The organism is Natronorubrum thiooxidans (genome assembly GCF_900156475.1).
Classification (GTDB): Archaea; Halobacteriota; Halobacteria; order Halobacteriales; family Natrialbaceae; genus Natronorubrum; species Natronorubrum thiooxidans.
Genome location: NZ_FTNR01000011.1, coordinates 97,561 through 110,773, shown reverse-complemented (window position 1 = coordinate 110,773; position 13,213 = coordinate 97,561). Strand labels below are relative to the sequence as shown.

Here is a 13,213-nt window from a genome sequence, read left to right as displayed (position 1 = left end):
CCGCTCGTCCGTTTTTTGCGCCAGCTAGTTCGTCTTCGAGTATCAGACATGACCGCCAGCCGTCAACCACCGGTTCGAGACACCGCATTGAGCAACTATTATGACTCGAGCACGGCGATTGTCCGGTAGTGGCCGTCAGTAACGCAGCGGATTCGATCGACGGACGTGACGACGCACCGGACGTCGCGTTCCAGCTTGTCGCCGCCGTCTACGGCGGGGCGCTCCTCGCGGGCGTCGTGACGACAGCCGCCGCGCTGGCGAGTGACTCGCCGACCGTCCTCGCCACGACGTACGCGGGCGGCTTCGTCGGCGGCGCCGGCGGTGGACTCGCGCTTGCGAGCGTCGATCGACAGCTCCCGACCCGTCTCGGTCGCACGTTCGCTCGACGACTCGCGCTCGTCGGCCCCGTCGTGCCGCTGGGGTTGGTCGTCGTCGGCGCGTGGCTCGCTGGCCTCGAGTCGTACGTCGACGCCGTGGCGCTCCCGTCGGCGATCCTCGTGTTCGTGACGGGGCACATGCTCTCGCAACTGGCCGAAAACCGGTACGTCGGTCGGGCCATCGACGGCGACCCCGATGCCACATGGGCGTGGGAGCCACCCGGCTCGCTGAAAACGGACGGGATTCTCGTCGGCCTGTATCTGCTCTTGGCGGCGGGCAACGCTGTCGTCGGCAACTGGCTGCAAGCGCTTTTGTGGGTGAGCCTCGGCGGGCTCTGGGTCGGAAACTGTCTCGTCGACGGCCGGTGGCAGATCGGGCCCGGTGTCGACCGCACCGAGATCCGATTTTACGACGCAGGACTCGTCAAACGACGACCGTACACCCGGTCGCTCGTCTGCTGGGACGAGATCAACCACGTGCGCATGCAACGCGGCGACGTCGTCGTCGACCGCCGGCTCCGCGACGTTCGCTTCGGCCGCGGCGAACTCGAGGATCCGGACGCGTTCCTCGAGGCGATCGATCGACGGCTGGCAGCGCAGGAGGCGTCGTAGGCCGCCGGAGACGCACCGGCTCACTCAAGGTCGACGCGCCCGCTTGTCGCACTCCGGAGGCGGTCCCGGAACGCGTCGGCTTCCTCAAGTGGCACCCGCACGTCGAAGGAGACGTCGGCCTGATAGTCGGCCTCGAACTCGTACCCCTCGCTCTCGACGATGCCGCGCACCGTTCCTGAGTCGTCGTAGGCGACGGTGATCGCAACGCGCTCGTGGGGGCGCTGCTCGACGACGCCCGCCGCCTCGACGGCGTCTTTCACGGCCTTCGAGTACGCCCGGACGAGCCCGCCGACGCCGAGGTTCGTCCCGCCGTAGTAGCGTGTGACGACGACGGCAATGTTCTCGATGTCCTGCTGGGTGAGGACGTTCAGCGCGGGTTTGCCCGCCGAGCCGGAGGGTTCGCCCTCGTCGCTCGAGTACTCCCGGAGGAACTGGCTGTCGGGGTCGCCCTCGTCGCCGGTCCGCACCCGGTAGGCAGGGACGTTGTGAGTCGCGTCGGCGTACTCCTCGCTGACGGCGTCGATGAACGACTCGGCGGCCGCGACGGAGTCGACGGGGCGGATGTGGCCGAGAAACTCCGAGCCCTGCACGACGAACTCCGCGGTGGCCGGCTCCGCGACGGTCCGGTAGGTTCGGCTCACCCGTCCTCACCCCGTCGGTCTCGAGCGTGACGGCGCCCCCATCGCTGTCGCTTGCTCATGGCGGGCACTGCGGTCGCGGCCGAAAAGAGCCCATCGGTCCCCATCAAGCGGGCTCGAAGACGATCTCGAGTGTCGATTGCGTTAAACGATGGCGGCCAAAACTACGGCGATCAGTACGTTATTAGCATGGAGTGTGCTATCAATCCGTATGGGAGACGAGCCGATCGACCCAACGCTCGCGGACGAACTGGGCAGCGTCTGTCGAACGACCGTCGGCGACGAACTGCGCAGTATCACCTACTTCACCGACGACGACGTCACACAGGTGTATCTCCGGTCTGATCTCGATCGAACGGCCGATCTGGTCGGGTTCGCCGACCACGAACGGCTCGGCTTTCACGCCCAGTCGGCGTATCGAAACACCCAACTCGGCGAGTACCAGGCCACGATTCGCATGTTCGAGAACGGCTATCTCTCGCGGGTAATCCGTGGCCCCCACGGCGTCTGGGTAACGACCGACCCCATGTCGATGGAGCGATTCGAGGAACTCACGAGCGCACTCGAGGTGGTCCTCGAGGAGTTCGCAGACGACGTCGCGCCGTCGGCGTAATCGCTACTGAATCTCGATCTTCCGGACGAACTCGAGGTCGCGAATCGCGGTGATCACCTCACCGGGGAGTTCCTGATCCGTGATCAAGTAGAGGCGCGGTTCGTCGGTGAACTCCGGGTCCTCGCTGATCGTCTGGCGAATCGAGATGTCGTGATCGGCCAGCGTGCCAGTGATTCCCGCGACGATCCCCTTTCGTTCGGCGTCGGCGGGCGTGATCGTGAGCACCGTCAGATCGAGCACCGGGGCGAGATCCATCAGACTCGGCACCTGCGAGATGTTCTGAAAGATCCGCCGCAGTTCGGGATCCTCGAGAATGACGTCCGTCGTCGAGTCGACGACTCGTCGGTCGACGCCGATCTCGCGGGCGATCCCCGTGTTCGGAATTTCAATCCCACCCGAGACGACGCGGCCGTCGTCGTTGACCGAGAACCCACGCTCGAGTAAGAGCCGAATCACGGCCTGCTGGCTCGGCGATCCCTCGAATTTGTCCATAATCTCGTCGAACATTCGTTGTCCAACGTATGCGGGCTATCGTATAATTGTCGGTGATCGGCCACAGCGATGGTTCGATTCGCGTAGCGGCGACGACCGGGCGTGACTCGGTCGTGGATGGCGGACAGTCCGTCTGACGGACTGTTTTTGAGGGACCAGCCAGTACATTGCCTATGCGCGCACTCCGAACCTGTGACTTCTGTGGCGACGATGCCGCCGGCACCTTCGAGGTTATCCCACCCGAACTCGAGCCGACGGACACCGAACAGCGTCGTGTCGTGCTCTGTCCCGACTGCAAAGCTCGACTCGAGGGAGTCCTCGAGCCGCTTTTTGCCCGTCTCGACAGCGACCGTGATGTCCCGGGGGCCGACACGGCTGTAGATCACAGTGACGACCAGCCGTCACAAGCGAGCGGGCGTGACGAGGACGGTGAACCCGAGGCGGTCGACGCCGAACCCGGAGCTGTCGCCACTGCAGCTAGCTCAGTCCAGAACCACACGTCCACATCCAGCCCGGACACGACGAGTTCGGACGCCGAAGCCACCGACGCCGACGCACGAGCCACACCGAGACTCGAGGAGGGGATCACGTTCGAATCCACCGGAACGGACGACAACAGCGAGGCGGTGGCTGAAGACGAAACGAACGAGTCGACGGACGACACCGGTGCGAGCGACAGCACAATCGGGGCGTCACCGAGCAAAACCACCGGCAGTCGCCCCCCGAAGGGGTACGGCAAGGTCATCCGCTTGCTGCAAAACCGGGAGTTCCCCATGCAGCGCAGTGCCGTCGAAGGGCTGGCCGCCGGGGCCTACGACCTCGAGTCCCACGAAGTCGACGCGATCATCGACCACGCCCTCGAGACGGAGGAGTTCGTCGAACGCCGCGGTGAACTGCAACGGCCGTAGCTACAGCGTGCCTTTCGTACTCGGCGTGCCCGTCCGTCGGTCGTCGACCCGCGTCGCGTCATCGAGCGTCCGCGCGAGCGTTTTGAACAGCGCCTCGACCTCGTGGTGGGCGTTCTCGCCGCTGACCTCGAGATGAACCGTCAGCCCGGCGTGCATCGCCAGCGATTCCCCGAAGTGACGGGCCATGTCGCTCGTGAACTCGCCGATCTGCGCCTGTGAGAACTCGCCGTCGAAGTAGAACCGGGGCCGGCCGCTGACGTCGACGACGGCACCGGCGACGGCCTCGTCCAGTGGGACCTTTCGGTCGGCATAGCGGACGATACCCGACCGATCGCCAAGCGCCTCGTCGAGCGCGTCTCCGAGGACGATGGCGACGTCCTCGACCGTGTGGTGGTCGTCGATCTCGAGGTCGCCATCGCAGTCGACCTCGAGGTCGAACAGTCCGTGTTTGGCAAACGCCGTCAGCATGTGATCGAAAAAGCCGATCCCGGTATCGACGTCGGCATCGCCGTGGCCGTCGATCGCGACCGTACACTCGATCGACGTCTCGGCCGTCTCGCGCGTGATTGTCGCGGTTCGCTCGCTCATGTCGGATCGGTATCGCCGCCGGTACAAGGCGATTGCGCTCGTCGCCACGGCTCGAGGCGTGAACCGACGACCGGAGCGGGGCGGGACGATCCCGTGAGCAAGGTATTCAGTCAGGTATGGATACTGTCTTAAAATCGTGTATAAAATTTCTCCAAGCTTCTCGAGCCGTTTCGAAACGTCGTCTCGAGTGTCTTGAAGGGGCTGAAACGGACCGAAACGGAGCCAATATTCGACCCGTTATATGACGTCTGGAACGAGTGGTGTGAGTACGAGAGGAGACCAGAATCGATGTCCAATCACACGCCGCTTTCGAACGACTCGGTCGCGCCGTCCAGCCCGGAAGCGGACCGGGACCAAGAGCAGTGCGCTCGCAGAGTTGTTTGCTCGCTGAAAGAACCAACGCAGTTTCTGTCGTTTTGGATCGCAATCGCCCTTCCGTTCGTCTATCTCCCGCTTCTCACACGGGGGCTTGGCGATCCGCAAGTCACGCTCACCTTCCTCCTGTTGCTCGCCCTCAACGTCTTCGCGCTCTACATCGGTCACGGGTACGGTGAGTGAGAATCAGCGGCGACAGACGACGGTCCTCGAATGGCCGCTTCGGGCCTCTGATTTTCGAACGGATTAATGCCCTTCCAGTCACAGGTAGGGGTATTCGATGACGATTCGCGTCGACTGGCGCTCGAGTTGTAGCCTCGCCGGGACGGTCCTGAAATGGCTCGCCGTCCCGCTTGCGGTACCGCTCGTCCTGGCGATCCTCGACGGTGACGCTCCACTCCCGTTCGTCGCTGCAGTCGCAACGACAATTGTCGTCGGCGTCGCACTCGAGCGATTGAGCGACGATCGAGACCTTGAGCAACGCGAGGCGTTCCTGATGGTGGCCGTGACGTGGCTCGGCGTCGGTGTCATCGGCGCGATTCCGTTCGCGCTTGCGGGTGTCGGGAGCGATCCGAACTCCGCGTTTACCGTCTCGGTCGGCGGGTTGGTCAACGCCGTCTTCGAGAGCATGAGCGGCCTGACGACGACCGGTGCGACGGTGATGAGCGGCTGGGACTTCACCAATCAGCCGCGTTCGATCTTGCTCTGGCGACAGCTCCTCCAGTGGCTCGGCGGACTCGGAATCCTGATCGTCGCCATCGGCCTGCTGTCGAACCTGATGGTCGGTGGGGCCCAGCTCATGGAGACCGAAAGCCAGACCAGAAACGTCCGCAAACTCCGCCCGCATATCGACGAGACGGCCCGACTCATCTGGGGGTTGTACGTCGGCCTGACGATACTCGCGACGGCGACCTTCTATGCGCTTCACCTGCTCGGGTTGGCCCCCAACATGGACTTTTTCAACGCCGTCTCACACGCGTTGACCAGTGTTGCGACTGCCGGCTTCTCACCGGAACCGGAAAGCGTCGGGGCGTTCACCCCGATCGTCCAGTGGGCTGTCATCCCCTTCATGATTCTCGGGGCGACCAACTTCGTCCTGCTGTATTATATCACACAGGGGGAGTTCCGCCACCCCTTCGAATCCGAGGAGTTCCGGTTCTACATCAGTATCCTCGCAGGCTTTAGCGCGATCGTTGCGGCGGTCCTCTGGGTCGATTCGGAGATCAGTACGGGTCTCGAGCCGACGATGAGACACGCGCTGTTCAACGTGGTCTCGATGGTGACGACGACGGGCTACGCCTCGACTGACTTCTCGCTCTGGTCACCGGGCGCGACACACATGCTGTTTCTCAGCATGTTCATCGGCGGGATGGCCGGCTCGACGACCTGCTCGATCAAGTCCCTCCGCTGGCTGGTCACGCTCAAGGCGTTCCGGCGCAACCTGTTTACGTCGATCCACCCGGAGGCGGTTCGGCCGCTGCGCCTGGGTGACACCGTAGTCGACGAGGAGACGGTTCGAGACATCTACGCCTACGTCCTGCTGGCGATCATGATCTTCTTCCTGCTGACGATTTTCGTCGTCGTCGACGCCGCCCGCGCCGGCACAGCCGTCACGGAGTTCGAAGCGCTCGGAGCCGCCGCCTCGATCTTCCTCAACATCGGCCCCGCGTTCGGGATGGCCGGCCCGATGGACAACTACGCCGGCTTCCCGACCACCACGCGCGCCGTCATGGTTGTCATGATGTGGGTCGGCCGCATCGAGATCATCCCCGTGCTCGTCCTTTTGACGCCAGCGTTCTGGAAATCATGAGTGTGAAAACCATACGCACAGGGCGGCTCGAGGGCGCAGATCCGGTTTCAACTGGCGACCGAAAAGACCTCACTTTTTAAAACTGTAGCACGAGATAGCGACCATGTCACAGACCAGGTACGTCATCGGACACCAGCAACCGGACACGGACACGATCATCTCCGCTATCGCCCACGCACGCCTGAAGCAGGCCCAGGGCGAGGACGCCGTCGCCGCGCGAGCCGGCGACCTGAACCCGGAAACGCAGTTCGTCCTCGAGCGCTGGGACGTCGAAGCGCCGACGCTGCTCGAAGACGCGACGGACGAACAGCTGATTCTCGTCGACCACAACGAGCACAGCCAGACCGTCGAGGGGGCGCGGGACGCTGACGTCGTCGAGATCGTCGACCACCACCGAATCGGTGACGTCGAGACGAGCAACCCGATTCGCTTCCGGAACGAGCCAGTCGGCTCGACCGCCACGATCCTCACGGGCCTCTACGACGAGGCAGACGTCGAGATCGACGAACAAACCGCCGGCCTGCTGCTCAGCGGTCTGCTGAGCGACACTGTCGTGCTCCGCTCGCCGACGACCACCGAGACCGACGAGGTCGTCGCTGAGCGACTCGCGGAACTCGCCGGCGTCGACTATGAGGCGTACGGGAAGGACCTGCTCAAACAGAAGAGCAAGCTCGGCGAGAAAGAGCCTCGAGAGATGGTGCTCGGCGACTTCAAGGAGTTCGAGTTCGGCGACTCCGACGTCGGCATCGGCCAGATCGAAACCGTCGAACCGGCCCCGGTGCTCGAGCAGCGCGACGCCGTCCTCGAGGCGATGGACGCAGTCGTCGCCGAACGCGAGTACGACCTGCTCGTCTTGCTCGTCACGGACCTCCTCGAGGAGGAATCGACCGCGCTGATCGCCGGCGACCACACTGAGACCGTCGAAGACGCCCTCGAGACCACCGTCGAGGACCGCGAGGCGTTCCTGCCTGGCGTCATGTCCCGCAAAAAGCAGGTCGTCCCGCCGCTCGAGGACGCGTTCTAACGCAGTCAGGTAGAACTCGAATTTCGTGTCGATCGCGCGATCGTCCGAGCGCGTGACGGCAAACCGGATTTCGTTTTCTTAGGCGTCGATGGCCGTCTGTGCCTCCTCGAGCGTGAAGTTCCCCTCGTACAGCGCACTGCCGACGACCACCGCCGCCGCGCCCGTCTCTGCCAGCGCCCGAACGTCTTCGAGGGTTGCCACGCCGCCGCTCGCGATGACCGGGATGTCGGTCGCCTCAACTAACTCCCGAACCGGCTCCGTTGCGACGCCCTCGAGTTGCCCCTCGACGTCAACGTTCGTAAAGAGAATGGCAGCCGCGCCGAGTTCCTCGTAGCGTTCGGCGGCCTCGACCGGGGAAATCCCCGCTCCCTCGGTCCAGCCCTCGACGACGACCTCACCGTCTTTTGCGTCGAGACTGACGACGACGCTGTCGGGGTGGGTCTTACTGATCTCGGCGACGATCTCGGGGTTCTCGACGGCCGCCGTCCCGAGGATAACGCGGTCGAGGCCGCGCTCGAGGAGATCGATCGCGCCCTCGGCGGTTCGAATGCCGCCGCCGAGTTGGGTGGGGACGTCGACGGTCTCGAGGACGGCGTCGATGGCCGCTGCGTTCTGTCGTTCGCCCTCGAATGCTCCATCGAGGTCGACGAGGTGGAGCGACTGTGCCCCGGCGTCGATCCACCGCTGTGCGGCTTCGACCGGGTCGCCGTAGGTCTTCTCGGTGCCGCGTTCGCCCTGGACGAGTTGGACGACCTCGCCATCTTGTACGTCGACTGCGGGGATTACTTCGAACCCGTTGTGTGTGTTGGTGCGCATACTCATGTGCGCGCGTCGAACTCGAGTAAAGGCGACGGTTTCGGGCAACAACCATCACCCCGACACTGTTCGAATTCCGTGCAGAATCGTTACATGTCCTGTCGGTGTGGCCACAGATGAACGTTGATGGCAGACAGTCTGGCGCTCGCCCAGCAGCCGGTGACACAGCCAGCGCTGACGACCGAGATGCTCGTCGTCTTCGGCGTTGTCGCGTTCGCGCTCGTGCTGTTCGTCACCGAGCGGCTGCCGATCGACGTCACGGCGATCTTGCTGATCGTTGTGCTGGTCGTCTTAGAGCCCTGGACGGGGATCGATTCGAGCACGGGGATCTCCGGGTTCGCCAACGACGCGACGATCACGGTGCTCGCGATGTTGATCCTTAGTGGCGGTATTGCCCGAACGGGGCTCGTACAGGAACTCGGCCGACGAATGGCCGCGTATGCGGGTGACAGCGTTCGGAAACAGCTGTTCGCGACGGTGCTTGCGACCAGTCCTGTCTCCGGCTTTTTGAACAACACGCCCGTCGTCGCGTTGCTGGTGCCGGTCGTCACCGACGTCGCCAACCGCGGGAACACATCGCCGTCGAAGCTGTTGATCCCGCTGTCCTATGCCTCACAGGTCGGCGGCATGCTCACGCTCATCGGCACCTCGACAAACATCCTCGCAAGCGACATCAGCGCCCGACTTGGGGCAGACTACCCCGAACTCCATCGGTTCTCGATGTTCGAGTTTACCCAACTGGGTGCCATCGTTGTCATCGTCGGGGCCCTGTATCTGATCTTCATCGGCCACTACCTCCTGCCCGAGCGGGTCCCGGCGCGGGCGGACTACGTCGAGGAGTACGACGTCGGTGACTACATCGTCGAAGTCGCCGTCGTCCCCGGATCGCCGTACGTCGACGAGACGGTCGGGACCGCGACCGACGAACTCGGCCCCGAGATCGACGTCGTGCAGGTCGTCCACGACGAGGATCGGTCGGTTGCCCCGCGACAGGAGACCCGACTCAGCGAGGGCGACGTGCTCGTCGTCCGGACGAACAGGGACGCGATCACGATGCTCGAGGATGCCCCGGGTGTCGAACTGGTCGGCAACCCTCAATCCGACGCAGAGCTATCGACCGACGACGAGGCGGGGATTATCACGGAACTCGTCATCTCGCTTGACTCTCGACTGGTCGGCGAGCGACTCGATCCCGAAGCGTTTCGCCAGGAGTTCAACGCCGCTGTCCTTGGGCTTCGCCACCACGGAGCGCTCATCAGCGAGCGCATCGTCGGCAAACGACTCGACGTCGGCGACACACTCCTCGTTCAGGCCCCGCCAGACACACTCGATCAACTGTCGCGACGCAACGACGTGATCGTCGCCCGCGAGCCACCCCAGCCCGAGTACCGAGCTGATAAAGCGCCGATCGCCGTCGCCATCATGATCGGCGTCGTCGCCGTTGCCGCGCTGGATCTCTATCCAATCCTGCTCTCGGCGCTTGCCGGTGTCGTTGCGATGGTCGTCAGTGGCGTCCTCGACCCCAACGAACTGTACGACGCCGTCGAGTGGGACATCATCTTCCTGCTCGCGGGCGTGATCCCGCTCGGGATCGCCCTCGAGGAATCGGGTGCGGCCGCCTACCTCGCGTTTCTGGTCGTTTCGACAGCCGGGTTCCTCCCGACGCTCGTCGTGTTGTGGGTGTTCTATATCGTGACGGGGTTGGTCACGGAGCTGATCAGCAACAATGCCAGTGTCATCTTGTTGATTCCGGTTGCAGCGGCCGCAGCGTCGGGGATCGGTGCAAATCCGCTCGCGTTCGTCTTTGCGGTCATGTTCGCCGCGAGCACCTCGTTTTTGGGGCCGATCGGTTACCAGACGAACTTGTTCGTCTACGGCCCCGGTGGCTACCGCTTTAGCGACTACTTCCGTGTCGGCGCGCCGCTGCAGTTGCTGCTCTCGGTCGTGACCGTGCTCGGCATCGCGTTCTTCTGGGGTGTGTAAGATGGGCGACAATAAATGTGAGCAACCGAACAAAAACGGCAACATCTGTGTACTCGTACCATATAATACACATATAATATAGAAAACGTATCAATACATTCCAATACTTATTTTACAAATACACCCATATTCTTCAGCAATGGTCGAAACCGTTCTACTCGTTGGAGTTATCGCGTCGATTTTCGTTGGATTCAATATCGGCGGTTCGTCGACCGGGATCGCGTGGGGTCCAGCCGTGGGAGCCGGGCTCCTCGGGAAAGCCACGGCCGCCGCACTGATGACGTTCTTCGTCTTTCTCGGCGGCTGGACCGTTGGCCGAAACGTAATGGACACCCTCAGCGGCGACATCATCGCGATCGAAATCTCGCTTGCGGCTGGCGTCGCCGTCCTCTTTTTCATCGGGTTGGGTATTCTCATCGCGAACGTCTTCGGCGTGCCCGTCCCGACGTCGATGACGACTGTCGGGGCGATCGCGGGACTGGGGCTGGCGACGGGCACGCTCAACTTCGAGACGATCGGGTGGATCGTCTCGTGGTGGATCGTCACCCCGATCCTCGCGCTCTGGATCGGTGCGACCGTCGGACGGTACATCTATCCCGAACTCAACCGCCGGTTCGAGATCAGCTCCTCGGAGGGCCCGTTGCTCGGGCTGGATCGCAGCGGCTCGGTTCCGAAACCGGCGCTCGGACCGAACACCACGTACCAGGAACTCGGCGGGACGATAACCGTCCTCGTCATCGGCTGTTACATGGCGTTTAGCGCCGGTGCGAGCAACGTCCCGAACGCGGTCGCCCCGCTGGTCAGCAGCGGCGCACTCGAGGTCAACACCGCCATCATCGTCGCGACGGTCGCGATCGGACTCGGCGGCTTTACCATCGCTCGCCGGACGATGGAATCCGTCGGCAGCGAACTCAGCGATATCCCGCTGCTGGCGGCACTGGTCGTCATGATCACCGCCTCGACGATCACAACCGCACTCTCGTGGGCCGGCATTCCGATCAGTCTCGTGATGGCGTCGGTGATGACGATCGTCGGCCTGGGCTGGGGGCGGGCCACCCGTCCCGTGACGGCTCGAGAGGCCGTTCGTGGGGACGTCGACAGGGAGATGACGATGGGGGCACTGAAGGCAGAACCGGACGCGCCAATCACACCGATCGGTGAAGAAGAGTCCGACGAGGCCCTGAGTGCGGAGAACCTGTTCAACCCACGAGCGATCATGAAGTACGTCTCGATGTGGATCATCGGCCCGTCGATGTCGACGCTGCTCGCCTATGGATTCTTTATTGCGGTCCCATTCGTCTGATAGTCCACCGCGTTTATTCACGCCCGCGTCGTAGCTATCGTATGATTTCACGCGTTCTCGTTCCGATGGACGGCTCCGAGATGAGCGAACACGCCCTCGAGTACGCCCTTGAGGCCTATCCAACAGCCGAGATCACTGTCTTGCGCGTCGTCGGCGAGCCGTCTCCGCTGTGGGGAGAGGCGTCGGGCCTCGCACTTGCTGAGGACTTCGAGGAGGCCGCACAGGACCTTGCAGCACCGACGTTCGAGCGTGCACATGAACTCGTCGCTGACGCCGAGGGCGATGCGGACCTCGAGACCGTCATCGAACTCGGGCATCCCGTTCGGGCGATCATCAACCGAGCCGACGACTACGATACGGTTGTGGTCGGGAGTCACGGCGGGACCGTCGCAGATAACCTCTACGTCGGTAACGTTGCCAAGAAGGTCGTCCATCAGTCGCCGGTTCCGGTCGTGGTCGTTCGGTGACCGATACCGCAAAAAACGGTGGATTGGCGACCAATATCAGGGATGGTAGCGCATCGGTCTGACACTACCGGGATCGCGATCACTCAGACGGACCGCTAGCAGTCAGTGACGAGGCACCCGCGACCCTCCCTGCGGGGCCCTGCGGGGCCACCGGCACATGGGAACAGCAACCCGTCTCAGTTGTCGGCGGTGCGATCCGCTTCCTTGTCGGCGGTGCGATCCGCTTCCTTGTCGGCGGTGCGATCCGCTTCCTCGTCGTCGGTGCGATCCGCTTCCTCGTCGTCAGTGGATCGGTTAATTAACTCCTCGACTTCGTCCTCTCGAGGACGGCGATCGATCCGCTCGTCGACGGCTTCGACCTCCGCTTGCATTTCGTCGAGGTGTTTGCCGACGGTTCGTTCGACGGCCTCTTCGACGGTTTCGCCGACCTTCTTTTCGACTGTCTCGCTGACCGTCTCCTCGACGGTTTCGCCGACCTTCTCTTCGACCGTCTCGCTGACCGTCTCCTCGACGGTTTCGCCGACCTTCTCTTCGACCGTCTCGCCAACGCTTTCCTCGACGGTTTCGCCGACCTTCTCTTCGACCGTCTCGCCCACGCTTTCCTCGACGGTTTCGCCGACCGTCTTCTCGACCGTCTCGCTGACGCTCTCCTCGACTGTTTCGCCGACCTTCTCTTCGACCGTCTCGCCCACGCTCTTCTCGACCGTCTCGCCGACCTTCTCTTCGACTGTCTCGCTGACGCTCTTCTCGACCGTCTCGCCGACCTTCTCTTCGACTGTCTCGCCAACGCTTTTCTCGACTGTTTCGCCGACCTTCTCTTCGACCGTCTCGCCCACGCTCTTCTCGACCGTCTCACCCACGCTTTCCTCGACCGATTCTTGGACGGCTCTGGTCATCCAGTCGGGATCGAAGCGCGCCATCTTCCAGACGACGTGGATGACGTACGAGGCGAACACGCCGACCCCGAACGCGATCCCGACGTTCGTTCCGACCATCATAATCAACACGATCGAGAGGGCGATCAACGCCCCGTACGCGAGGTCAACGGCTGCGTCGACCCGGACCGGATTCAGCACGAATGATCGCCACCGGCACGCGCGGATCGTACTGTTCGGGCGGTCCCTAAGCGTTCATCGGCGGGGATCGTTCCTGCACACTGGCGTGACGATCCGGGTCGCCCCTGACAGTTCCTCGAGACGAGTGTCCA

General features: G+C 63.2%; 14 protein-coding genes. 9 read left to right on the top strand and 5 right to left on the bottom strand.

Going from position 1 to position 13,213, the window contains the following annotated elements:
* Positions 1-128: 128 nt before the first annotated feature.
* Positions 129-989, top strand: coding sequence for a hypothetical protein (locus tag BW940_RS14825; RefSeq protein ID WP_076609989.1), 861 nt, complete (start codon positions 129-131; stop codon positions 987-989).
* 20 nt (positions 990-1,009) lie between these two features.
* On the opposite strand, the gene BW940_RS14820 is transcribed toward BW940_RS14825, so the two are convergent.
* The gene (locus BW940_RS14820; RefSeq protein WP_076609988.1) at positions 1,010-1,630 is read right to left on the bottom strand and encodes an IMPACT family protein; all 621 of its coding nucleotides are present in this window, start codon (positions 1,628-1,630) and stop codon (positions 1,010-1,012) included.
* Between the two features lie 208 nt (positions 1,631-1,838).
* Between BW940_RS14820 and BW940_RS14815 the strand changes: the two genes are divergently transcribed.
* Positions 1,839-2,240, top strand: coding sequence for a DUF7522 family protein (locus tag BW940_RS14815; RefSeq protein ID WP_076609987.1), 402 nt, complete (start codon positions 1,839-1,841; stop codon positions 2,238-2,240).
* 3 nt (positions 2,241-2,243) lie between these two features.
* Here the strand turns inward: BW940_RS14815 and BW940_RS14810 are convergent, their stop codons facing one another.
* Entirely contained in the window at positions 2,244-2,747 is a 504-nt protein-coding gene (locus tag BW940_RS14810) for an amino acid-binding protein (RefSeq protein ID WP_076609986.1), read from the bottom strand.
* A gap of 158 nt (positions 2,748-2,905) precedes the next feature.
* Here BW940_RS14810 and BW940_RS14805 point away from each other — a divergent pair, with 158 nt between their 5' ends.
* Positions 2,906-3,640: a hypothetical protein gene (locus BW940_RS14805; RefSeq protein ID WP_076609985.1), complete on the top strand. Its 735-nt coding sequence runs from the start codon at positions 2,906-2,908 to the stop codon at positions 3,638-3,640.
* Here BW940_RS14805 and hisB read toward each other — a convergent pair whose 3' ends face one another.
* Positions 3,641-4,228: an imidazoleglycerol-phosphate dehydratase HisB gene (gene hisB / locus BW940_RS14800; protein ID WP_076609984.1), complete on the bottom strand. Its 588-nt coding sequence runs from the start codon at positions 4,226-4,228 to the stop codon at positions 3,641-3,643.
* 288 nt (positions 4,229-4,516) lie between these two features.
* Here hisB and BW940_RS14795 point away from each other — a divergent pair, with 288 nt between their 5' ends.
* The 3 genes from BW940_RS14795 (at position 4,517) to BW940_RS14785 (ending at position 7,437) form a co-directional block, all read left to right on the top strand.
* On the top strand, positions 4,517-4,786 hold the full coding sequence (locus BW940_RS14795) for a hypothetical protein (RefSeq protein WP_076610036.1): 270 nt from the start codon (positions 4,517-4,519) through the stop codon (positions 4,784-4,786).
* 97 nt (positions 4,787-4,883) lie between these two features.
* Complete coding sequence (locus tag BW940_RS14790; RefSeq protein ID WP_076609983.1) at positions 4,884-6,413, top strand: TrkH family potassium uptake protein; 1,530 nt, start codon at positions 4,884-4,886, stop codon at positions 6,411-6,413.
* 103 nt (positions 6,414-6,516) lie between these two features.
* Positions 6,517-7,437 (top strand): manganese-dependent inorganic pyrophosphatase, encoded by a 921-nt coding sequence (locus BW940_RS14785; RefSeq protein ID WP_076609982.1) that lies wholly within the window; start codon positions 6,517-6,519, stop codon positions 7,435-7,437.
* 78 nt (positions 7,438-7,515) lie between these two features.
* Here the strand turns inward: BW940_RS14785 and hisA are convergent, their stop codons facing one another.
* Positions 7,516-8,253 (bottom strand): 1-(5-phosphoribosyl)-5-[(5-phosphoribosylamino)methylideneamino]imidazole-4-carboxamide isomerase, encoded by a 738-nt coding sequence (gene hisA, locus BW940_RS14780; protein WP_076609981.1) that lies wholly within the window; start codon positions 8,251-8,253, stop codon positions 7,516-7,518.
* A 126-nt stretch (positions 8,254-8,379) separates the two neighbouring features.
* On the opposite strand from hisA, the gene BW940_RS14775 reads away from it, so the two are divergent.
* The 3 genes from BW940_RS14775 (at position 8,380) to BW940_RS14765 (ending at position 12,006) form a co-directional block, all read left to right on the top strand.
* Positions 8,380-10,236 carry an SLC13 family permease gene (locus BW940_RS14775; RefSeq protein WP_076609980.1) on the top strand — a complete coding sequence of 619 codons (1,857 nt, stop codon included), beginning with the start codon at positions 8,380-8,382 and terminating at the stop codon, positions 10,234-10,236.
* A gap of 139 nt (positions 10,237-10,375) precedes the next feature.
* On the top strand, positions 10,376-11,539 hold the full coding sequence (locus BW940_RS14770) for an inorganic phosphate transporter (RefSeq protein ID WP_076609979.1): 1,164 nt from the start codon (positions 10,376-10,378) through the stop codon (positions 11,537-11,539).
* Positions 11,540-11,580: 41 nt separating this feature from the next.
* A complete protein-coding gene (locus tag BW940_RS14765) occupies positions 11,581-12,006 on the top strand; it encodes a universal stress protein (protein WP_076609978.1) in 426 nt (141 codons plus the stop codon).
* Between the two features lie 176 nt (positions 12,007-12,182).
* Here BW940_RS14765 and BW940_RS14760 read toward each other — a convergent pair whose 3' ends face one another.
* The gene (locus tag BW940_RS14760; protein ID WP_084776782.1) at positions 12,183-13,082 is read right to left on the bottom strand and encodes a hypothetical protein; all 900 of its coding nucleotides are present in this window, start codon (positions 13,080-13,082) and stop codon (positions 12,183-12,185) included.
* Positions 13,083-13,213: the final 131 nt, after the last annotated feature.